Raw genomic sequence first — 20429 nt, 5'->3', positions numbered from 1 at the left:
CTCTGTTGCCGCGCAGCGATCCCTGAGCGCCATCACGGGTTTCGACCTTCTCGTTGTTCGGCGACCCATCGGGCGATTTGGGTGCGGTTGGTCAACCCGAGCTTTCCCAGGATGTGGTCGACATGGCCTTCGGCGGTACGTTGGGCGATCACCAGCCGGGCCCCGATCTCCCGATTGGACAGCCCCTCGGCGACCAGTTCGGCGACCTGTAGCTCCCTGCGGGTCAGCGGCACCAACGGTTCGCCGACGTGAGTCGCAGGGCCGTTCGGCGGGCTTTCGCCCAGGGCGTAGGCGATGGCCTGAGCGTGGTCGAGTGCCGCGCCACGGTCGAAGGCGGCTTGGAACGCGGCGCCGCCGAGGACGCTTCGGACCTGCCGCTCGCACCTCTCGTGGGGGTCGAGCCACTGGTCGGAGCCAAGCAGGGGCTGGCCGCCGAGCAGGGGCCAAAGTCGCCGCGCCACGCCGAGCAGGACGGCGGCCCGCTCAGCCTCACCGGCCGTCCCCGCGATCCACGCCAGCCGCTCGACGAGCAACACCGTGCCGAAGGTGTCGTTGAAGGTACGCATGATCCGGAGGCTGTCCTTGGCATGCGTGCTTGCCTGCACCACGTCGCCTCGATGCCACTGCGCCAGGGCGAGAAGCGAGAGGGCATGGGCCCGTGTCGATTGCTCGCCGTACCGCTCGCCGATCGCGCAAGCCTGTCTGGAGAGGGCGACTGCGCGGTCGAGGTTTCGTTGGGAAATGGCTGTGGCGGCCAGCATGGCTTGGGCCAGGACCACGGTGCTGTTCAGTTCGCCGAGGGCGTCGAAGCGCGCCAAGGCGTCCTCCAGCAAAGCCTGCGCGTACGGTAGGTCGCCACCCAGCCATGCAACGATTCCCTGCATGAACATGGCGTAGGCCAGCACGCGTGTGTCGCCCCGCAGCTGGGCCCAGCCACGACACTCATGCACCATGGCTATGGCCGCGGGGTGGTCACCTTGCAGGCTGGCGAGGTGGGCATTGATCCAGAGGGCTGTCGCACCTGGCCGAACGTCGAGGACGTTTCGTCGCAGTCCACAACGGTGAGTGCGTCTCTGGCCCGGCCGGCCGGATCGAACGCAACCACATACGCGAGTGACTCCGGCGCGGCCGTCATCGCGTCGGACGGGGTCCGGTAGAACGTGGGATCGGCGATGTCCGCCATGACGAGACGACCCCCTCTCGAATTATGTCCACAATGGACAGATCGGGCCTACATGACCACCCGCTTCCACGGTCCCGCATCACCCGGGCCACGACGAAGGACAAGGCCCCTGAGGTTGCCACGGTATGACCGTGGCAACCCGCGCACAAAGGGCCATACCTGGCCAGATAGCGCCAACGCGCATCCGCGCCTGCCCCAGGCTCCCGTGGTCGCAGGAGTGGCCGACGTTGTCTTGTCTCTGGCACTCAGTCCACGATCCGCTCCCGAACACGTTCATTGACCGAGGGCTTGCGGCTCGGCGTCGCCATTGAAGTGGCCCCACCAGTATCGATCGACGCGACTTTGTGTGCTGGCCTGCGTTTCGGGACTGCCCGAACACGCGGCGAGAAAGCCCAGCGAAGCACTGACAATCAAGAGACTGAGTCGCATTGGTGCACGATGCCGGGCAAAGATCTGCCAACAGCGGCTTCACCTTCGCGTGCATCTTCGTTCACCCTACTCAGCCGACCGGTGTCACGCCTGGCTGGAGCCTGATGTGCTTCGCTTCGACAAAGTCCTCGATCGCCATCAGCCCGCGCATGCGCCCGACGCCGCTGGCCTTGAATCCGCCCTCCTCGAACTGGTCGTGCAGCTTTGCCCAGTCGTTGACCCATACGGAGCCCGATTCCAGCGCGAAAGCGACACGCATCGGCACGTCGACGTCACGCGAGAAGACGCTCGCGCTGAGCCCGTATTGCGAGTCGTTGGCCAGCGCGATCGCTTCGGCCTCGGTCGCGAACGTCTGCATCGTCAACACCGGGCCGAACACCTCCTCCTGCACGATCGGCATCGAGCTGTCCTCGACCTCCAGCAGCGTCGGTCGGTAGAACGCCCCCGCCGCCAGCGGACCCTCGGAGATCGGTCCGCCGCGGACGATCACCTTCGCACCTTGGTCGATGGCGTCCCGCACGAGCTTGTCGATGCGTTCGACGTTGGCCTTGTCGATGATCGGGCCCATCTCGCTCGCTGGGTCGGCCGCAGGCCCGACCTTCACTACTTCCAGCCGCGCGGCGAGCTCGGTCCGGACGTGGTCGGCGATGCGCTCGTGCACCAGGAGCCTGCTGCCGGTCATGCAGAACTGGCCGGCGAAGACGATCAACGCGTTCACCACGATCGGTAGCGCGTGGTCGAGGTCGGCGTCCTCGAACAGGATCAGCGGTGTCTTGCCGCCCAGCTCCAGCCCGAGCCGCTTGAGGTTCGCGGCTGCCGTGGCGCTGATCTGCTTGCCGGTGGCGGTGCTGCCCGTGAAGCTGATCGTCGGTACATCCGGGGAGCGCACCAGGACGTCACCGCTCACGTGACCGCCAGTGATCGTGTTCACCACGCCCGGCGGAAGTTCTTCGGTGCCACCGACGATTTCGGCGATCAGGGAGTTGATCTGGGCGGTCTGGTACGGAAGGTTCATCACGGCGGTGCAGCCTGCCGCGAGCGCCGGACCCAGTGACCGGATTCCGAGCGCGACCGGCGAATTCCATGGCGCGATGATCCCGGCCACCCCCATGGGCTGGCGCACCACCAGGCTGAACTCGCCGTCGGTCACCTGGCTGTTGGTGCCCAGGTCCGTCAGCGCCAGCGCGGCGTTGAACCGGAGCGTCTCCGGCGCGAACGCCACCTCCAGCCTGCCTTGGTCGTGCGTCTTCCCGTTCTCGCGCCCGAGCAGCTCGACGAGCTCGTCCGTGCGCTGCTCGAACCGGTCGGCCATCCGGTTGAGCACTCGCGCTCGCAGCAGCCGATCGGTCCGCCAGCCGGATTCACGGAAAGCACGGTGGGCGACGTCGATCGCCGTCTGCGCTTCTTGGGCCCCGGCCATCGCGAACGAGCCGATCACCTCTCCGGTAGCCGGGTTGACCGAATTCCGGTGTTCACCCGAATCGACCCACTCGCCGTCGATCCAGTGTCTCGCAACGGACATCGTTGCCGTGGCCATCACGTTCTCCTCGGGGGTTCGTGCGGTGTTTTCACAGTCCGAAGAGGCGTTCGGCATTGTGCCGGCCGATCTTCGCGCGGTCGTTCTCAGCGATGAGCGCGGAGTCGAACCAGGCGGCCGCCTCCGCCATCGACTCGTACGGGTAGTCCACCGAGAACATGACGCGGTCAGAACCGATTTCGCTCACCGCGTCGAGCAAGGGCTTGGTGTGAAAGTGACCGCTGGTGGTCACGTAGAAGTTCTCGCTGAAGTACTCGCTCACCCGGCGTTCGGCCTTCCCCAACCCGGTGCCATCGTGTTGCTTCTCCAGCCGATGTTGCAGACGCGGCAGGAGGAAGGGCAGTCCCTCCCCCAGGTGCCCCAGGATGATCCGCAGCCGGGGAAGCCGGTCGAACAAGCCGCTGAGCATGAGCCGGACGGCGTGCGTGCTCGTTTCGTGGCCGAACCCCCACGCCGAGCCGACCAATGAGGAATACCCCTGGTAGATCTTGGTCTGGCTCGGCAACGGCTCCCGTGGGTGCAGGTATACCGGCACGTTGAGTGCGGCCACCCGTTCCCAGAACACGAAGTTCTCCTCGGCGTCCAGGTAGCGTGCCTCGTCGGGGCCGCCGATGTTGGTGTACCCGTTGACGAGGGCACCGACGGCGCCGAGCTGGGTCACGGCGCGCTCCAGTTCATCGGCCGCGCTCGCGGGATCTTGCAGAGCGACGGCGGCGAAAACGCGCAATCGGCTCGGATGGCGGTCGACGTACTCTTCCCGCAAGTAGTCATTGGTCTGCCGCGCCGTCGCGATCGCGGTTTCTGGTTCGGTGATGGACTGGATTCCAGGTGAGGTGAGCGAAAGGACCGTCACGTCGATCCCGTGCCGGTCCATCAGTTCGACGCGTTCGTCGACATCGAGGAGCCTACGGTCCACTTCGTCCATGTACGCCTTGCCGTTGCGTGCCGCCTCGCCGCTGGAGTCCCAGAGCTCGTTGTTCGCCGGCGTGGTGACGTGTTCTTCGAGTGCGATTTTGCCGAGCATGGTTGCTTTCGTACCGATCTTCAGGCAAGCCGGAGCACCGGCTTGATGACGTCGCCGTGGCGCATGGCCTCGGCCGCGGTTTCGATGTCGTGGAACGGGAAAGGACTGATCAGCTCGTCGACGGGCAGTTTGCCCAGTGCGTGCAGTGTCATCAGCGTCGGCAGAAACTCGTCGGGCACAGCGTTGCCCTGGTTGATGCCGACGATCTTCGGGTTGCGGACGAGCATCTGCGGCACGTCCAGGCGCACCTCGCTGCCGAAGGGCGGCGCGCCGACCACCCCGCACGTGCCCCCGACGGACAACGCGTCGACGGCCTGCCGCAGCACCTGGGTGCTGCCGGTCGTCTCCAGTGCGTAGTGGACTCCGTCACCGGTGATGTCCCGGATGGCCTGGACCACGTCAACGTCCCGGCCGTTCACCAGTTCGGTGGCGCCGAGTCGCCGGGCCAACGCCAACCGGGAGTCGTTGAGGTCGACGACGATGATCCGGGTCACCGGTGTGTTGGCGGCGGCGAGCACGGCGGACAAACCCACCGCGCCCGCCCCGAACACCGCGAGCGAACCGCCGGCTTGCGGGCGCAGAACGTTGAACACCGAACCGGCCCCGGTCTGTACGCCGCACCCGAGTGGCGCCAACAGCTCCAGCGGTGCGGCTGCGGCGACCTTGACCACGTTCCGTTCATTGGTCAGCGCGTGGCTGGCGAAGGACGACTGGCCGAAGAAGTGCCCGTGCAGTGGGGCTCCGCCGCGGCAGCGGTGCAGGGGCGCGGACCCGTCGGGTCGCATGCCACCGAGCAGGTTGAGCGAAGGCCACAGCACGCACGTCGAGGGGCGTCCGGTGAGGCAGCGCACGCACTTCCCGCACGAGGTGAAACTGATGAGGACCTGGTCGCCTGGAGCCACCTTGGTGACCCCGTCGCCGACTGCCTCCACGACTCCCGCACCCTCGTGGCCGAGCACTCCCGGCAGCGGGAACGGGGTCGCCCCCGCCCGCACCGAGAGATCGGTGTGGCACATGCCCACCGCGGTGATCCGCACCAGCAGTTCGGTCGTGCGGGGCTCGTCGAGGACGATGTCCGTGAGGGTGAACGGGCCGTCGGTCCGTTCAACGACGGCCGCGGTCGCCTTCCGCATCACGCACTCCAGCAGGGATCAACGCGCCTGGTGTGGACAAGGGCGGTACTCCTCGTTCCGGGGTGCCGGGCCGACCGGGTCACAGCTGTTCCGGGAGGAACTTGAAGGCGAACTCGAACCCGAGGTCGTACCGCTGGCTGAGCTCGATCCCGAACGCACACATCCGTTCCAGCAACCGGGCGTTGGCCAGTGAGCCCGCGTCCACGCCGCGGAACACGCTGCCGCCCAACAGCGCCAGCACCTGCTGCTTGGCCTCGGCATCATCACTGGCGACGAACACGTCCAGCGGCGTGGTGCCCTTGAAGCTCCCCGCCGACATCACCGGCCCGGGAACGGTGTTGAACGCCTTCACCACGCGGATTCCGTCGACGCCGCGCACCAGCTCCTCCGCGGCACTGGTCGTGGGGGCCAAGGAGAGCCCGGTGAAGGTCTCGTCCAGCGGGTTCGCGATGTCGATCACGATCTTCCCGGCCAGTGCGGCGGCGTGCTCGCGCGCCAGGTCCACCGTGCCGGGGTACCACAGCGCGGGCAGGAACATCTCCGCGTCCGCGGCCTCGGCGACGTCGACCGCCCGTACACGCTCCCCTGCCGTCGCCGCGGCCGCCTTGACCTTCTCCATGTCCCGCCCGGCCAAGAGAATGTCATGGCCCGCTCCTGCCAAATGCCTCGCGATGGAGGTCCCCATTGTTCCCGCGCCGGCAATGCCGATTGTGGTCACGCTTGCTCGTCCCTGTGCGTCGGAGTGCCGTCCGCTGACGGCACCCATCCGTATCTGCCGCCGTCAGACGCTAGAGATCGCGCGGCGCCCACCGCATCGGTCGCTGAATAGGTATCCCGCTACCGCGTGAACCGCATTCCGTTCTCGAAGTCCACTGTGACCAGTTCGGCGCGGGTCAGCAGGCCCAGCTTCGCGAACACGCGCGAAAGGTGGTGTCCTACCGTGCGGGGGCTGATGAACAGCTGTGCGGCGATCTCCCGGTTGGTCAGGCTCTCGGCGGCGAGCCGGGCGATCCGCAGTTCCTGCGGCGTCAGCAGATCCCGCTCGTCCCTGCCCGCCGAACCGGTCGTCCGGTCCCCGCACAGCGCCAGCTCCTGGCTGGCCCGGTCCGCCCATGGTCGCGCGCCCAGCCGGTCGAACGTCTCGCGTGCGGCGGCGAGCCGCACCCGGGCCTCGGCGCGTCGGCGCATGCGCCGCAACCACTCGCCGTAGAGCAATTCGGTCCTGGCGTGGGCGAAGGGGTGATCGGCCGCGTCCGAGGTGGCCAACGCCCGGGTGAACAGGTCCTCGGCGTGCGCGTCCTCGGCCAGCAATGCCTGACAGTGGTACGACGAGGCTTCCGCCCACCGAGCACCCGAGCGCTTCACCCAGTCGGTGAGCAGCGCCAGGTGCGCCCGGGCCTGATCGAGCCGTCCAACCCGGACCGCGGCCTCGACCGCGTCGGACGCGGCCAGCACGGCGAAGGTCGGATGGTCGGCGTCGTGCCCGGGGACGATCATCTTTTCCAGCCGGTCAAGTGCGGTCTCCGCCTTGCCTGCTCCCAGCGCGCTCACTCCGAGGTGCCAGTAGGTCGCGGCGATCAGCGCTCGAACCTTGCGCCGTCGCGAAAGCCGCAGCGACCGCTCTGCCAACTCCGTGGCCGCGTGTTCGTCGCCACGCATCGCGGCCAGCCAGACCAACGAGTTCAGGCATTGTGCGGCGGCGTTGTCCGCGCCGCTCTCCTCGGCAAGCCGCAGTGCCTCCGTGGCATCCACGGCGGCGTCGTCCCACCGGCCGCTGACAATTCCCATCGTGGCCGACTGCGACACCGTGAAGGCCAGGCCCGTCACGGCACCCCGCGCGCGCAGCTCGGCCGCCGCTCGCACGTACGCCTCGCGCGCCTGCCGGCCCAGGCCCCAGACGAGCGCCAGTGGCGCCGGCGGCAGCATCCAGGCATTGGCGTCGCCGTCGCCGGAGGGCAGCGCCACCCCGCGTTTGCTCCAGGGACACCCCTCCTGCAGCCCGGCGGACCAGCTCGCCCTCGAAGCGAGCGCCCGCAAGGCCTCGTCATCGTCCGCGTCCCGCAGCAGCAGCCGCCGAGCGCGATCCGGGTCACCGTGCACGAATTCGATCAGTCCCTCAAGGCCGCCGCTCGCCGCCGCCACGGCCGGGCCTGTCGTCCGCTCCGCGGCGGCCGTCAGCAGCTCACGGGCCGACTCGACATCGCCTCCCTCCCACGCCGCCCGGGCTGCTCGGGCGAGCCGGAACGCCGCGCGCTCGGGCTCCGGTGACAAGGCAGCGGCGCGGCGAAGGGTCCGGGCGGACGCGAGGCAGCCGCCGCGCAGCCAGGCCCGAGCCGCCGAAACATCAAGTAACGCGGCGACGTCCTCGTCCGGTCCCTCGGCCGCGGAGGCGAGCTGCCACGCCCTGCGGTCGGCGTCGTCGGTTCCACTGAGCTGCTCGGCCAGCGCTCGATGAACTTCCCGGCGCACGTCGGCCGGTGCCTGGTCGTAGACAACCGCCCGCACCACCGGATGGCGCAGCTCGACCCGGCCGTCGCCCAGTCGCAGCAGTCCGGAACCGAGTGCCCGGTCCCACGCCTCCGCCGGGACGCCGTACGTTCCAGCCACCGCACGTACCACACTGAGATCTCCGCAGTCCTCGGCCGCCACGATCAGCAGCAGGGTCCGCACCTCACTCGGAAGCGACGCGATCCGGGCTTCGAAAGCGTGGCGCAACCGGGGACCGACCGGGACCCGGCCAGACTCGACCGGAGCGAGCTCCGTGCCCGCGAGTTCTCGCAGTGCCAAGGGATTGCCCTGCGCTATCTGCAGCATTGTCCTCGTACGCGCCGCGTTGAGCCCAAGACCCCGTGATTCGATCACGCGGCGCGCGCTGTCTTCCGCAAGCCCCTCGATGTGCAGGCGGACCGGCCGGTCATGGACGGAGCCCGCTGGATCGTCGTGCGCGGTCGACAGCAGCACGATCCGTTCGCTCTCTACCCGCCGCGCCACGAAAGACAGACATTCAGCCGACGGCGGGTCAAGCCACTGCGCGTCGTCCGCGACCACCAAAACGGGTTCTTCCTCGGCCAAATCGGACAGCAGGGTCAGCACCGCCGCCCCGATCAGGAACGCCTGGGCCGGCGCGTCGACAAGCCCGAGCGCGGCACGCAGCGCTGTCGCTTGCGGGGAAGGCAAGTTGCCGATCCGGTCCATCACCGGCCACAGCAGCGCGTGCAACGCCGCGAACGCCGTCGCCGACTCCAGACGCGTGCCCCGGCACGTCAGTACCCGGAAACCATCCGCGCACCTGGTGGCGTAGTCCAGCAACGCTGTCTTGCCTATGCCCGGATCACCCCACAGTACCGCCGCACTGCCGCGGCCAGTTCTTGCCACGGCGAGCATTCGCTCTAATGTGGACCGCTCAGCTTCCCTTCCGTACAGCTCGTCGTGCACACCGCTCGGCGGCTCCGTCTCGGCGTCTCCGAAGGTCACGTTTCCCGTCCCGTCATCCGGTCAGTGTGCCCCAATCTGGGCGGCCACACCTTCAGCCGAAGTGATCGCACCGGACCCAGGAACCGATCCCTCGTCCCATCAACGGACTGGCATCCAGCCATGAACCTGGCGCCGCTGCTGGTATTCGCGGTCGACATGGCGTCTGCGGACGTCCATGGATTCGTCCAGGTGCGTGCCCCGGCATGGCTCCTTGCTGCCATCCCGCAGGGCTGACAAGTGTGGAGGCGTATGACGTTTGGGCATGATCTTGCCGTTCGTGGAGTGGGCACAAGGCATCACGGCCCGAGGAGGATCGATCATGACTCGTCCACGCTCCCACCTGATGGCGGCGTTCGCCAGCGCGACACTGCTGGCCACCACTGCGGTCGCGCCCGCCGACGCCGCTGTCGACGACGGCGATTGGCATCAGATCACCTCGTCCAACTCGGCCCGCATCTGCGACGCTTCGACGTCGCGCGCGACGGCCTGGGCGAGCAGCATCCGCAGTACGAGCACGATGAGCGCGACTCCCAGGATGGCGACGCCGATCCCGCCCATGATGAGGGTGACGCCCGGGTCGTCCCGCTGGCCCGGCGCGTTGATGGCCGTGACCGCGAACCACACGAGGGCAGCCGCCACGACCGCGCCGATGATGATGTCCACGTAGCGGAAGGCGGCGTGGGAGAACACGGTGCCGCGTCGCACCATCGTCACCAGCCGCCATACGCAGACCCCGATGACCTGGACCGTCCCGATGCCCAGGATCGTGATCACGCGCAGCGGGGTCAGCGGGAGCATCCCGTCCTCTGGGTCGCTCCCGCTGATCAACACCCACACCATCAACGCCTGTACGAACAAGGTGCCAGCGAGCATCAACACCAGCACGGCGCGCAGCGCATGCATTGTCAGCTTCCCCATGATCCACCTTCCTATCGAGTCGCGATGAGAATCTATCGCAACTCGATAGGTTGAGCAAAGGTTGTAGCGAAGGGCGGACGGCGGCCTGACACCTTGACGGGACGTCGCCACCCCTCCCATGGCATGACGTTCGCGCGAACCGTCTTGATCTTGTCGAAGTCAGCCACGCTTGAACACAAATCGGACGCGACCCGACCACGCCGAAGCCCTGTGTGTCAATGGCCTTTCAGTTTTCCCCATAGACGGCCTGGAGTTCTCCCCGCTGGTGGCCACCTGTTCTCCCCAACGGCGGCCAGATATTTCCCCGCCTTTGGTTGGGGCTGGGATCAGGTCAAGGGCGTCACCCCTTTGCCGGAGGTGGCCTGGGCGAGCCGGAAGCTGTCACCTTGGGTGACCACGACGTGGGCGTGGTGCAGCAGCCGGTCGACCGTCGCGGTGGCCAGGGTTTTGGGCATGATTTCGTCGAACCCGGACGGGTGCAGGTTCGAGCTGACAGCGAGGGCTCGTCGTTCGTAGGCGGCATCGACCAGCCTGTAGAAGCCTTCGGCGGCATCCGGGCTGACCGGCAGCAGCCCAATGTCATCGACCTATGCCGAGTTCGGCATAGATCGACCTATCCCGACCCCGCGACTATGCCGAGGATCTTGTGGTGTGACAGCGAAATCCCCTGCGTGACTGAACTTGGCCTTGCCGGTTGGTCGGCATAGTTCCGTCGGAGAGGGACGCTTCTGGTGTCGGAGCAGGGTGCTCCGGGACGGAGGCGAGGCCATGTCGGGGACGAGGAGGAAGCCTGGTCGGATGGGACCGTTTGTCTCGGGTTTCCGAACGAGTTTGTCGGAGCAGGGATATTCGGCCCTGGCGGTCGGCAACATGCTGACGGACATGGGTGCGTTGGGCCGGTGGATGCAGGAACACGACGTGCAGCCCAGCCAACTGTCTCCGGCGGTGATCGCCGACCTCCGCAGCGATTGCCTTGCCGCGGGGCGGCGCAAGGTGCCGAGCGTCAAGTGCTTCGCACCATTGCTGCGGTTCCTGCACGGCGAAGGAGTGATCGGCGACCCGCCCGCGCCGGAATCGGCGCTGGAGCGGCTGCTGGTCGACTACCGTCGGTGGCTCGCCGCGGAGCGGGGCCTGGCCGAGATGACGATCATCCGATACGAGAATCTCGCCCGCCGGTTCCTCCAGCAGAACCTGACCGACGGCCGCCTCGAGTTCGAGGCGTTGAGCGGGGCGCAGGTGGTGTCATTCTTGCTGCACGAGAGCGAACGCGTCAGCGTCGGCTCGGCCAAGGGCCGGGTGGCCGAACTGCGGTCGCTGCTGAAGTTCTTGTATGTGCGCGGCTTGACGCCGCATCTGCTGACCACAGCGGTTCCTCCCGTGGCTGGATGGCGCGACACGAGCATTCCCAAGGCACTACCCGCCGGTCAGGTGCAGCGGCTGCTGGACAGCTGCGACCGAAGCGATCCGGTGCAAGCGCGCGACTACGCGATCCTGATCCTGGTGGCGCGGTTGGGGCTGCGCTCGATCGAGGTGGCGCGGCTGGAGCTGGGCGATATCGACTGGCGCGATGGCCGGATCATCCTGCGCGGCAAGGCATCCCGCGAAGACGGGATGCCGCTGCCGGCCGACGTCGGTCAAGCGCTGGCCGACTACCTCGCCGATGTCCGGCCAGCGACCTCGCTGCGCCCGGTGTTCCTCTCCTGCAAGGCACCGAGGAGGGGAATCAGGCCGGACCTGGTCAGCGACGTGACACGTCGCGCATGTGACCGAGCCAAGCTGCCCCGAGCTGGCGCGCATCGGCTGCGACACACACTGGCCACCGAGATGCTGCGTCGGGGCGTGAAGCTCGTCGATATCGGCCAGGTGCTGCGCCACCGCGACCTAGCCACCACCGCACTCTATGCCAAGGTCGACCTCGCAACATTGCGGTCGATCGCTCTGCCCTGGCCGGGAGAGCAGCGATGAGCGCCCTGTCCGACGCCGCGGCGGACTACCTGCGGCTGCGCAATCGCCTGGGCCACGACCTGGCCGAATACCACCGGCTGTTGCCGCGCTTCGTCGCCTTCCTCGACGACGCCTGTCTCCCGACAGTCACCATTGCCGCCGCGCTGGAGTGGGCGAACGCGCCCGAGGTGGACCCGTCGACCACGATGGCGGCACGGCGGATGACGATCGCCCGTGGATTCGCCCGGCACATGGCAGGGCTGGACCCGCGCACCGAGATCCCACCGTTCGGGCTGGTCGCCTCCCGGCGACACCGCCACGAGCCGTTCATCTTCAGCCCGGCGGACGTCGACGCGCTGCTGACTGGTGCGCAGAGCCTGCGGACCCGGTTCGCGTCGGCGACCCACCACACGCTGATCGGACTGCTCGCGACCACCGGCATGCGGGTCGGCGAAGCAATCCGGCTCGACCGCAGCGATCTCGACGAGACGGACGCGGTGTTGACGATCCGCGAGTCGAAGTTCGGTAAATCCCGGCTGGTTCCAGTGCAGCCGTCAGTGCTGGCCGCCTTGCACCGCTACGCCCGTTTGCGCGACGCGGTGCACCGCGAGCCCACGACCGTGAGCTTCTTCGTCTCGATCCGCGGCAACAGGATGGTCTATCCCACGATCCACGCGGTGTTCCGAAACCTTTGCGACAGCGCAGAAATCGGAACCAGTGCGACCTGCCGACCACGCATTCACGATCTACGCCACACATTCGCGGTCCGAACCCTCCTTGGCTGGTATCGGGCCGGAGAAGACGTCGATGCCCGGTTGCCTGTGTTGTCGACCTATCTCGGCCATCGCGACCCGCGATGGACCTACTGGTACTTATCGGCCGCGCCGGAACTGCTCGCCCTGGCGGCACGCCGGCTCGAGTCCGGACGGGAGGTGACCACTCGATGAGTCCGATCGCGCCCACGCTGCAAGCGTTCTTCACTCAGCGGCTGGTCACTCAGCGGCAGGTCAGCCCTCGCACGATTGCCTCCTATCGCGATTCGCTCAAGCTGCTGCTCGGATTCGCGCAGCAGCAGACGGGCAAGCCACCGACCACCCTGGACTGGGCCGACCTCGACGCGGAACTGGTCACGGCGTTTCTCGACCATCTCGAGAACCACCGGCACAACAGCCCGCGCACCCGCAACCTGCGGCTGACCGCCATCCGATCGCTGTTCGCGTTCGCCGCACTGCGCCACCCCGAGCATGCCGAACTGATCCAGAGAGTCTTGGCGGTTCCGGCCAAACGGTTCGACAAGCAGCTCATCGCGTTCCTCACCGCGTCCGAGATCGACGTCCTCATCGACGCCCCGGACACCGGTCGCTGGGAAGGCCGTCGAGACCGCGCCTTGCTGTTGGTGGCCGTCCAAACCGGACTGCGAGTGTCCGAACTGATCGGACTCGACTGCGGTGACGTGACATTCGGCGACGGAGCCAGCGTCCGATGCCTCGGCAAAGGCCGAAAGCACCGGGCCGTTCCCCTGACCACAGCCACCCAGGCCGTCCTGCACGGCTGGATTGCCGAACGCAACGGTCGCAACGACCAGCCGTTGTTCCCGACCCGCGCCAAGCGGCGGCTCAGCGTTGATGCCGTGGAACGCCTTGTCCGCCTGCACGCTGCCACCGCCGCACGGACATGCCCCACCATCCGGCCGGAGCAGCTTCACCCCCACGTGCTGCGGCACAGTTGCGCGATGTCGCTGCTGCAGGCCGGGGTCGACACGGCCGTGATCGCGCTTTGGCTAGGTCACGCGGACCCGCGTTCCACCAGCATCTACCTGCATGCCGACATGACCATCAAACAACGCGCCTTGGATGCCACGACACCACCGTCCATGGCGCCGGGCCGCTACCAGCCCGGCGACAAGCTGTTGGCCTTCCTCGAAAGCCTGTGACTATGCCGACCGCCACACTCATCCGACTCTCCAGATCACCTCCACCGCAACGGGTTCCGCTGTCACGCCATCGCTGGCTCGGCATAGTCGCGGGGTCGGGATAGGTCAATGATGATCAGATCGGTGCGGATGAGTCTCGTGAGGGCTCGGGTGATCGAGTCGTCGGCGCGGTGACGGCGGACCAGGACGCCGAGGTCCTCGATGGTGAACCAGGCCACCGTCATCCCGGCTTCGACCGCGGCTTGGCCCAGCGCTTCGCAGAAATGTGATTTGCCAGTCCCAGATGGACCGCAGATACAGAGATTCTCCTTGCGCTGCACCCATTCCAAGGTTTTCAGTGCGTCCTGGGTCGGGCGCGGGATGGTGGAGGCCTGTTCGTCCCAGTCGCCGAAGGTCTTGCCCGCCGGGAAGGCCGCGCGTTTGCGGCGAGTGCGCAGGTTGGCCGTGTCCCGCCCGGCGGCCTCCTCGGCCAGCAGGACCCGCACGACCTCCGCGGGGTCCCAGCGCTGGGCCTTGGCGGTCGGGATCAGATCGGTCAACGATCGCCGGATGTAAGGCAGTTTCAGGCGTTTGGTCAGCTCGATCGCCTCGGCCAGCGGGTCACCGGCCGAGCCTGCGACGGTGCGCGGCGAACTTGCCATCACAGCTCCTCTCCCTCATCGCCAACGGCGGCGGTCAGGCCGAAGTTGGACCAGGCCGAGGTTCCCGGTTGCAGGCTGTGTGCCTCTCCGGCCCTGGTCGGTGCGGCCTGGTCACGACCGGATTGGTGGGTCAGGATGCGGATCAGGTCGTTCTCGGCGAACCGGCCGGCGATCGCCGCTGTGCCCAGTGCTTGGTCGACTTCGGTGGCCGGGTGCAGCTTGGCCAGCGCGACCGCCTCGGCCATCTTCGGCCGGATCCGCCGTGCCCCAGCCGCCGCGGCCTCGACCAGCCAGGCCGCGGCTCCTGGCCCAAGCGCGAGAAACGCCGCCTCCTCGGCTGAGGTCGCACTCGGTGTGCGGTCGCCGTCCTTGTTTTCCCGCGGCGGATAGTGCTCCTCGCGGATTACCGGGGTTCCGGGGGTGGAGCGCGGGTGGCGGGCGACTTCGGCCGGGCCGTGCTCGCCGACCGCGGTCACGACCAGTTCATCACCGTGGAAACGAGCCCAGACGCGAGTATCGACCAGTCGGTGCGGGACCGAGTAACGCACTCCCTCCACCGAGATCGTGCAGTCCCAGTTCACCCGCCGGGTAGTGCCGAAGGCGACCGTGAAAGCCTGACCGGGCAACGGATGCAGCCTCGTGCGCTCCTCGGCCAGCGCCTCGGTCGGGCGGCGGCGAGTCTCGCGGTGCGGCCGGTCGTTGACCTGCTCACAGAACCCTCGGCAGGCCGCCTCCAAGTCGCCGAACGTCCGGTACTCCTCGAGCAGGTTCGCGTCCGTGGGCACCAAGTCGGCCTTGGCGATCCGCACGGTCGCTTCCGAGCCGCCCTTGGTTTGCGGGTCGGCCGGGACACAGGTCCGGATGGTCATCCCGTAGTGCCGGCCAACCTCGACGATCTCCGGGTTGCGCACCGCGATCCGAGCCACATGGTCGATCGACACGGTCTTCTCGTTGTCAGTCAACGCATACGTCGGCACTCCACCCAACCTGCGCAGTGTCGTGTCCAAACACGACACGATCGTGGGCATTGTCTTGTCCCATACCGGGATCACCACCCGGAACCGTGACCACGCCAGCCACGCACACCACAGACTCGTGCGTCGACCCCTGATCCGTGGGCCCTCACCCCAGTCCCACTGCAGCCACAATCCCGGCTCGGTGATCCACGGCCGGAACACCCGCCGCTGCCCGGCTTGGAACCGCTGCTTCACCTCCGCGACCGCCCGACGGGTCGTGCGTTCCCCACCGGTGAAACCCATCGCGGTAATCCGACGATGCACCACATCCGCGCGGACCCGACCACCCGAGCGGACCACCAACTCCTCGATCTTCTCCAGATACTCGTCGATCGGACGAGCACGATGCTCCCGGGCCACCGGGCTCTGCCCGGCCTCCCGCAACTGCACATACCGAGCCACCGTGTGGTGGTCACACCCCGCAAGCTCGGCCGCAGCACGGTAACTGCCCGTGAGGTCGTATGCCTCAAGGATCTCCATGATCTCCCTGCTCGTCTTCACCGGCCGACCCTCGCCGACCGGCATCCCGGACTGATCACCGGGGAGATATCTGGCCACCAGCGGGGAGATCGCTGGCCACCTATGGGGCGGTAACTGGCCGCCTATGGGGATTTTTCACTGGCCACGGACACCTGTGTCGCCGGGTGACCCCGGAGGCCTTCAAGATCAATTCGCGACCATTTCGCGACCAAGTTAAGATCGACAAGCGGACGGCAGGATTCGAACCTGCGCCCCTTCGCCCCCAGGCAGGTCCACAAAGGACAATGACATGCGGAAGCCTAGAAACCGCAGGCTAAGCGGGTGCCGTTCCGTGCACTTCAGTGCAGTCTAGGACGGCTACAGCCCATTCAATCGTCCCATTTGGCTCCCGCTCCCATCTCGGCTCGACCTCGTCCCGTCACGGCAACTCCATCGACATCAAAGACCGTAGACAGTCCAGAACTAGCCTGAAGGAGTGAGTCATCGAGTTTTCCAACGAACTCACCATCGACCAGTTGAGCCTCCTGTTCATCGACCGGGTCCGGGCGCAGAAGACGCAACGTCCGTCGCCGGCGGCCACTACCCCTTCGTTTCGTCCTTGCCCTCGGCATCGATGCCAGCCAGTTCGCCTGCCAGCCGCGCCAACCACTGACCGAGTTTCCTCACCTGATCCGCGCACAGAATCAAGGCCTGGCGGCTGTTGGGGTTGAAGTAGATCAATGCACGGGCGCGAGGACTTAGCGGCAACATTGTCTCGTCGGGCACGATCTTGGCGTGCGCGATCGCGATGCTCCTGTCGTATCGCCTAACCGCGATTACCTGCCGCCGATCTGCTCGGCACCACGGTTGTCGCAGCGTCTGTGGGCGGTCTGCGCCCGGACATGTTGGACATGCGAAGACTTCCGAGCCGGTAACCGACTGGCCAACGTGAACTCGTTGTCGCCGGGAGGACAACTCCGCGCCGCACCACACGCACAGGCTCTCCCATTAGCCCGTCGCGCGTTCAGATCGGGAATGACCTGCTGCGTAATTGCGTCGTTCAACCTGTCTGTCATGGACCGACTCTGCCACGCCAGAACTGGCTCCACACCTCTTCAAGTCCGAGAGACAGCCAGACCATGCTGTCAGCGCCCCGACGAGCGCGGTCGGAGGGGGCAAGGCCCACGATGGGCGGTGGTGCTGGTCATCTCCATTCGGATCCCACAGTTCATCCGACAACACTCTTGAATCAATTCGGAGGTGGACTCGCCGTGCCTCTCCGACGACTGGGACGCACCAGCACTCACTGGGCCCTGACCCACATGATCGAGCAGACAGAAAGGCAGGCGGGCCACACCGACATCTTCCGCGAACTGATCGGCGGCACAACCGGGCGCTAACCGCGAACTCCAGCTCCTTAGCAAGCGCCGAGATGCACTCGCAATCCTCGCTACCCGATTTTGTGATGATGCTGGCCCTGACGAGTGATGGTGCGGCCGGATCGGTCTGGTCGCGTAACCTTTCCGATGATCTGGCGATGCATCGGGGCATGGTAGCGATTCACGAGCAGTACACGCGAGAGATGTACGAAAAGTACGGCTACTTTGCCACTTGGTTGCCATCCACGCGGGTAGAGCTCGGGGACGTCGGTACCTTCTCCGGACATCGCTTCGACAAGGTGACCACCCTGTCCGAGTTGGGAGTCGCGTTCCAGTCGGGTGTATCCAGTCCGCGAGCCGATCTGGAGTACTCGTCGAGTGGCGCCGTGAGCGTCACCACCGATGGCGCGCTGGGAGTCGTGAAGAGCACTCCACTGGCATCGGTCTCGATCACATTCGCCAGGGAAGGTGCGACCTACTTCCAGGCAAGCGAATGCCGCGAGCAGGCGATTGAGAATCTGGCACAGCTGCAGACAGCGCTCATGCCGTTGTGTCACAACGGTACTTGGCACCCAGACTATGTGGTGGTGACCAGGTTGGTGTCCACCGGCCCCACGATGATCCTGATCTCAAGCCGTGGTGACACGCGAGTGGAGCTCGCGCTGAACGCGGACGGGTTGGGGACGCCTCTGCCTCTTGCCAAAGCCGCGGGCAACTTTGTGATGACCGCGAAATCGGGCTTGGCCGTGAGCGTGCTGGCAGACGAAGGATCGACCCCACTGTTCCGGGCCTCGCAGATGCGACGCCGTGTGCTCGGCAGGCGTGAACTCGTTTTCCGGGGCGGAGATGACGATCTCGACCTGGAACTGGCGGCTGTCGGCTGGGACGACGTTCCCGCAGGCTCGTTGGGGTGACGCGTGGCCGACCGAATGACCGGAGTCGCCGGTAGGACCGACTACCTCAACAAATGTTTGGACATCGCACAGTCGATGGCGTCCGGCGACGGGGAGCCGGTCGGGGTCGAGCACCTGTTGCTCGCCGTGATGTTCAACGATGACCCCGATTCCAGGTCGCGACTTGCGCTGAAACAGTTGGGCGCACACCACTTCTTCACGGATGAGACGTACGACGAAGTGGCGCGGGTGTTCGCGCGATCTCCGCGGCCGGGCGCTCCATGGAGCCAGGATGCCGAGAAAGTCCTGGGCAGGCTTGTTCATTGGACCGTCCGGACCGGTGATCACACCGCGGACACAGCTCACTTGTTGGCGGCATGTCTGGAAAGTCGGCCCGATGAGCTGACGCAAGCGGGAGTCACCTCACGCGACATCGTGCGTGCATCGATCACTGTGCGCCATCGTGTCTCCCCGGCGGACCGGCAGCTGCGGGTCCGAGGGCCGATTCTGTCGGCGCGACGACACAATCGGCCGCCGTCGTATCAGTTTGTCGCGAAGCGCCAGTCGGACTTCGGCCCCCGCAAGCCGCGGCACTTCAATTTCCGCTCGCAGACAGCCAATACGACAGGACTGAACTCAAGAGTCCAGTTCCACATCACTCAGCTGCATGTGGCGACGCTGATCGCACTGAGCTTGGCTTCGCTGCTCATGCTGATCGCGATCGCACATGCGGCGTTGACGGTCAGTTGGTGGGCGTTGTCGTGGCTGGCAGGCCAGGTCGGCCGGCGAGCGCTGCTGCCGATCTCGGCTCGACTCGTGATCGACGTGGCGTTGATTGTCATGTCGATCCCACTGGGCCTGCCGTGGTGGCTGACGATTCTCGCGGTTCTGCATCGCGGGCTTGACGTCTTCGAGGGAAGGCTGGGACTGCTCGAGTTGCGCGGTGAGGCGGCGGAGCCTCGACTGTCTGAAAAGGACATCCGAGCGGATCGACGTGTCAACGCGCGTGGGGCTCGGTTCTACAGTGTGTTGAAACTGCGGCGAGAGTTGAGCACCCGATGACCGTGTCCACTTTCGACCCGTTTCGCCCGGTCTCTGATCAGGAACTTCGTGACTGGCTGCGCCATCGCAACGATCTTGCGGTCGACCAGGCCGTGCTCGACTATGTCATCCCGTCATCGGGCATGGTTACAGATGGCGTGGCGATCAGCATGAAGCTGCGTGCGATCGCACGACTTGTGCCGTCTTGGCGAATGACACGCGCCTACCGTTCAGGCGGCGGCAAGATCGGGTTGCACGAGTGCGACATGATCACAATCCTGGACCGCGCTCAGTTTTGGCCGACGTTGGTCATCCGGGCTGCAACCGTGGCGTTGGCTGTGCTGATCAGTTTGCTCATGGCGGTGCCGACCTGGATGTCTGTGCTGTTCGGCGTGATGGCGTGGACCACGACCGGCTGGCGTGGACGGTTCGCCTTTCCTCTCCTTGGGATCGCGTCGGCGCTCGTCGTGTGGTTTCAGTTACCACTGGCGTTGCTGTGGGCGCCCTTGTCGCTGCTCATGGTTCTAGGGTCTGTTTCGAAAGTCATGGGAGCCACTCGTTGATCGCTGCGATGGTGACCGTGGTTTCGTAGCGAACGGCGAGCTTGTCGTATCTGGTGGCGACGGCTCGGTTTCGTTTGAGACGGTTGATCCCGCACTCGACAGCGTGCCGTTGCTTGTAGATCTCCTTGTCGAATGCGGGTGGTCGTCCTCCGTGTGAGCCCTTGTTCTTGCGGTTGCGGACCTGGTCGGCCTTGTCCGGGATGGTGCAGCGGATACCGCGCCTGCGCAGGTAGGCGCGGTTGGCGCGGGACCCGTAGGCTTTGTCGCCGAGCACCCGATTCGGGCGGCAGCGCGGCCGACCGCGATCCCGCCGGGGTACCCGGATACGGTCGAGCACCACCTGAAACTGGGGCGAGTCACCTCGCTGGCCAGCGGTGATCACGATTGATAAGGGCTTTTGTCCCTGCTCGACCGCCAGGTGAGTCTTGGTCGTCAACCCGCCTCGGGAGCGCCCCAGCCCGTGATCGGCCGGTTCGACCTCGACCCCGCCCGGAGACTCCTTCTGGAGATCCCCTTTTGACGCGCACCAGCCGCGTGCTGGTGCGCACGAGCCACCGTGGAGTCCACGCTGACATCCCAGGTGATCAGGCCCGCAGCGTCCGCGTCCGCCTGCAACGCGACCAGAATCCTCTTCCACGTGCCATCCCGTTGCCACCGCCGGAACAAGCCATACACCGTCTCCCACGGGCCGTAACGCTCCGGCAGATCCCGCCACGGCACACCGGTTCGAACCCGAAACCGGATCCCGTCAATAAGCTTCCGCTTCGCATGCTTCGGCGGCCTGCCAGGCTTCTTGCCCCTGGGCAGCAAGGGTTCCAGCTTCGCCCACTGCTCGTTGGTCAGATCACCACGCCCCACGAAT

General features: G+C 66.4%; 19 protein-coding genes and 1 pseudogene. 7 read left to right on the top strand and 13 right to left on the bottom strand.

Annotated elements, in window-relative coordinates; all coding sequences use genetic code 11:
• Nucleotides 1-32: 32 nt before the first annotated feature.
• From LWC34_RS04265 to LWC34_RS04225, 9 genes and pseudogenes are all read right to left on the bottom strand, one after another.
• Entirely contained in the window at nucleotides 33-884 is an 852-nt protein-coding gene (locus LWC34_RS04265) for a helix-turn-helix transcriptional regulator (RefSeq protein ID WP_233723082.1), read from the bottom strand.
• 71 nt (nucleotides 885-955) lie between these two features.
• Complete coding sequence (locus LWC34_RS04260) at nucleotides 956-1183, bottom strand: selenium-binding protein SBP56-related protein (protein WP_233723081.1); 228 nt, start codon at nucleotides 1181-1183, stop codon at nucleotides 956-958.
• A 499-nt stretch (nucleotides 1184-1682) separates the two neighbouring features.
• A complete protein-coding gene (locus LWC34_RS04255; protein WP_233723080.1) occupies nucleotides 1683-3149 on the bottom strand; it encodes an aldehyde dehydrogenase family protein in 1467 nt (488 codons plus the stop codon).
• 31 nt (nucleotides 3150-3180) lie between these two features.
• The gene (locus LWC34_RS04250) at nucleotides 3181-4173 is read right to left on the bottom strand and encodes an amidohydrolase family protein (protein WP_233723079.1); all 993 of its coding nucleotides are present in this window, start codon (nucleotides 4171-4173) and stop codon (nucleotides 3181-3183) included.
• A 20-nt stretch (nucleotides 4174-4193) separates the two neighbouring features.
• Complete coding sequence (locus LWC34_RS04245) at nucleotides 4194-5306, bottom strand: NAD(P)-dependent alcohol dehydrogenase (RefSeq protein WP_233723078.1); 1113 nt, start codon at nucleotides 5304-5306, stop codon at nucleotides 4194-4196.
• A gap of 79 nt (nucleotides 5307-5385) precedes the next feature.
• The gene (locus LWC34_RS04240) at nucleotides 5386-6024 is read right to left on the bottom strand and encodes an NADPH-dependent F420 reductase (RefSeq protein ID WP_233723077.1); all 639 of its coding nucleotides are present in this window, start codon (nucleotides 6022-6024) and stop codon (nucleotides 5386-5388) included.
• Between the two features lie 119 nt (nucleotides 6025-6143).
• Nucleotides 6144-8780: an AAA family ATPase gene (locus LWC34_RS04235; protein WP_233723076.1), complete on the bottom strand. Its 2637-nt coding sequence runs from the start codon at nucleotides 8778-8780 to the stop codon at nucleotides 6144-6146.
• Nucleotides 8781-9206: 426 nt separating this feature from the next.
• Nucleotides 9207-9698, bottom strand: coding sequence for a DUF2975 domain-containing protein (locus LWC34_RS04230; RefSeq protein WP_233723075.1), 492 nt, complete (start codon nucleotides 9696-9698; stop codon nucleotides 9207-9209).
• Nucleotides 9699-10024: 326 nt separating this feature from the next.
• Nucleotides 10025-10285 (bottom strand): annotated as a pseudogene (locus LWC34_RS04225) (ATP-binding protein); the annotation flags it as partial.
• Nucleotides 10286-10496: 211 nt separating this feature from the next.
• Here LWC34_RS04225 and LWC34_RS04220 point away from each other — a divergent pair.
• The 3 genes from LWC34_RS04220 to LWC34_RS04210 are packed head-to-tail and all read left to right on the top strand — an operon-like array spanning nucleotide 10497 to nucleotide 13575.
• Nucleotides 10497-11663 (top strand): site-specific integrase, encoded by a 1167-nt coding sequence (locus LWC34_RS04220; RefSeq protein ID WP_233723074.1) that lies wholly within the window; start codon nucleotides 10497-10499, stop codon nucleotides 11661-11663.
• The gene (locus tag LWC34_RS04215; RefSeq protein ID WP_233723073.1) at nucleotides 11660-12589 is read left to right on the top strand and encodes a tyrosine-type recombinase/integrase; all 930 of its coding nucleotides are present in this window, start codon (nucleotides 11660-11662) and stop codon (nucleotides 12587-12589) included. The genes LWC34_RS04220 and LWC34_RS04215 overlap by 4 nt, the downstream gene beginning before the upstream one ends.
• Nucleotides 12586-13575, top strand: a complete 990-nt coding sequence (locus LWC34_RS04210; RefSeq protein WP_233723072.1) for a tyrosine-type recombinase/integrase — start codon at nucleotides 12586-12588, stop codon at nucleotides 13573-13575. The genes LWC34_RS04215 and LWC34_RS04210 overlap by 4 nt, the downstream gene beginning before the upstream one ends.
• 62 nt (nucleotides 13576-13637) lie before the next feature.
• Here the strand turns inward: LWC34_RS04210 and LWC34_RS04205 are convergent, their stop codons facing one another.
• From LWC34_RS04205 to LWC34_RS04195, 3 genes are all read right to left on the bottom strand, one after another.
• Nucleotides 13638-14216, bottom strand: a complete 579-nt coding sequence (locus tag LWC34_RS04205; RefSeq protein ID WP_284051410.1) for an ATP-binding protein — start codon at nucleotides 14214-14216, stop codon at nucleotides 13638-13640.
• On the bottom strand, nucleotides 14216-15733 hold the full coding sequence (gene istA / locus LWC34_RS04200; protein ID WP_233726361.1) for an IS21 family transposase: 1518 nt from the start codon (nucleotides 15731-15733) through the stop codon (nucleotides 14216-14218). The genes LWC34_RS04205 and istA overlap by 1 nt, the downstream gene beginning before the upstream one ends.
• A gap of 558 nt (nucleotides 15734-16291) precedes the next feature.
• On the bottom strand, nucleotides 16292-16477 hold the full coding sequence (locus tag LWC34_RS04195; RefSeq protein ID WP_233723071.1) for a hypothetical protein: 186 nt from the start codon (nucleotides 16475-16477) through the stop codon (nucleotides 16292-16294).
• Between the two features lie 353 nt (nucleotides 16478-16830).
• Here LWC34_RS04195 and LWC34_RS58690 point away from each other — a divergent pair, with 353 nt between their 5' ends.
• From LWC34_RS58690 to LWC34_RS04175, 4 genes are all read left to right on the top strand, one after another.
• Nucleotides 16831-17091: a mycothiol transferase gene (locus LWC34_RS58690; RefSeq protein WP_372496420.1), complete on the top strand. Its 261-nt coding sequence runs from the start codon at nucleotides 16831-16833 to the stop codon at nucleotides 17089-17091.
• Nucleotides 17092-17228: 137 nt separating this feature from the next.
• Entirely contained in the window at nucleotides 17229-17984 is a 756-nt protein-coding gene (locus tag LWC34_RS04185; RefSeq protein WP_233723070.1) for a hypothetical protein, read from the top strand.
• Nucleotides 17985-17987: 3 nt separating this feature from the next.
• Entirely contained in the window at nucleotides 17988-19025 is a 1038-nt protein-coding gene (locus LWC34_RS04180) for a Clp protease N-terminal domain-containing protein (protein WP_233723069.1), read from the top strand.
• Nucleotides 19022-19567 (top strand): hypothetical protein, encoded by a 546-nt coding sequence (locus LWC34_RS04175; RefSeq protein ID WP_233723068.1) that lies wholly within the window; start codon nucleotides 19022-19024, stop codon nucleotides 19565-19567. The genes LWC34_RS04180 and LWC34_RS04175 overlap by 4 nt, the downstream gene beginning before the upstream one ends.
• On the opposite strand, the gene LWC34_RS04170 is transcribed toward LWC34_RS04175, so the two are convergent.
• Nucleotides 19548-20425 (bottom strand): IS5 family transposase gene (locus tag LWC34_RS04170; RefSeq protein ID WP_233723324.1). Its coding sequence is split into 2 segments (ribosomal slippage): nucleotides 19548-20084 and nucleotides 20087-20425, totalling 876 coding nucleotides; the frame shifts between segments, so codons are not numbered across the junction. The genes LWC34_RS04175 and LWC34_RS04170 overlap by 20 nt on opposite strands.
• Nucleotides 20426-20429 lie beyond the last annotated feature (4 nt).

It is taken from the genome of Kibdelosporangium philippinense, from assembly GCF_021390435.2.
Lineage (GTDB): Bacteria > Actinomycetota > Actinomycetes > Mycobacteriales > Pseudonocardiaceae > Kibdelosporangium > Kibdelosporangium philippinense.
This window is presented reverse-complemented; position numbering and strand designations above follow the sequence as displayed.

What these genes read in the sequence shown, in the direction of transcription:
- LWC34_RS04265 (WP_233723082.1), bottom strand. Translation starts at nt 884, where the DNA reads ATGCAGGGAATCGTTGCATGGCTGGGTGGCGACCTACCGTACGCGCAG.
- LWC34_RS04260 (WP_233723081.1), bottom strand. Translation starts at nt 1,183, where the DNA reads ATGGCGGACATCGCCGATCCCACGTTCTACCGGACCCCGTCCGACGCG.
- LWC34_RS04255 (WP_233723080.1), bottom strand. Translation starts at nt 3,149, where the DNA reads ATGGCCACGGCAACGATGTCCGTTGCGAGACACTGGATCGACGGCGAG.
- LWC34_RS04250 (WP_233723079.1), bottom strand. Translation starts at nt 4,173, where the DNA reads ATGCTCGGCAAAATCGCACTCGAAGAACACGTCACCACGCCGGCGAAC.
- LWC34_RS04245 (WP_233723078.1), bottom strand. Translation starts at nt 5,306, where the DNA reads ATGCGGAAGGCGACCGCGGCCGTCGTTGAACGGACCGACGGCCCGTTC.
- LWC34_RS04230 (WP_233723075.1), bottom strand. Translation starts at nt 9,698, where the DNA reads ATGGGGAAGCTGACAATGCATGCGCTGCGCGCCGTGCTGGTGTTGATG.
- LWC34_RS04220 (WP_233723074.1), top strand. Translation starts at nt 10,497, where the DNA reads ATGGGACCGTTTGTCTCGGGTTTCCGAACGAGTTTGTCGGAGCAGGGA.
- LWC34_RS04215 (WP_233723073.1), top strand. Translation starts at nt 11,660, where the DNA reads ATGAGCGCCCTGTCCGACGCCGCGGCGGACTACCTGCGGCTGCGCAAT.
- LWC34_RS04210 (WP_233723072.1), top strand. Translation starts at nt 12,586, where the DNA reads ATGAGTCCGATCGCGCCCACGCTGCAAGCGTTCTTCACTCAGCGGCTG.
- LWC34_RS04205 (WP_284051410.1), bottom strand. Translation starts at nt 14,216, where the DNA reads ATGGCAAGTTCGCCGCGCACCGTCGCAGGCTCGGCCGGTGACCCGCTG.
- LWC34_RS58690 (WP_372496420.1), top strand. Translation starts at nt 16,831, where the DNA reads ATGCTGTCAGCGCCCCGACGAGCGCGGTCGGAGGGGGCAAGGCCCACG.
- LWC34_RS04185 (WP_233723070.1), top strand. Translation starts at nt 17,229, where the DNA reads ATGCATCGGGGCATGGTAGCGATTCACGAGCAGTACACGCGAGAGATG.
- LWC34_RS04175 (WP_233723068.1), top strand. Translation starts at nt 19,022, where the DNA reads ATGACCGTGTCCACTTTCGACCCGTTTCGCCCGGTCTCTGATCAGGAA.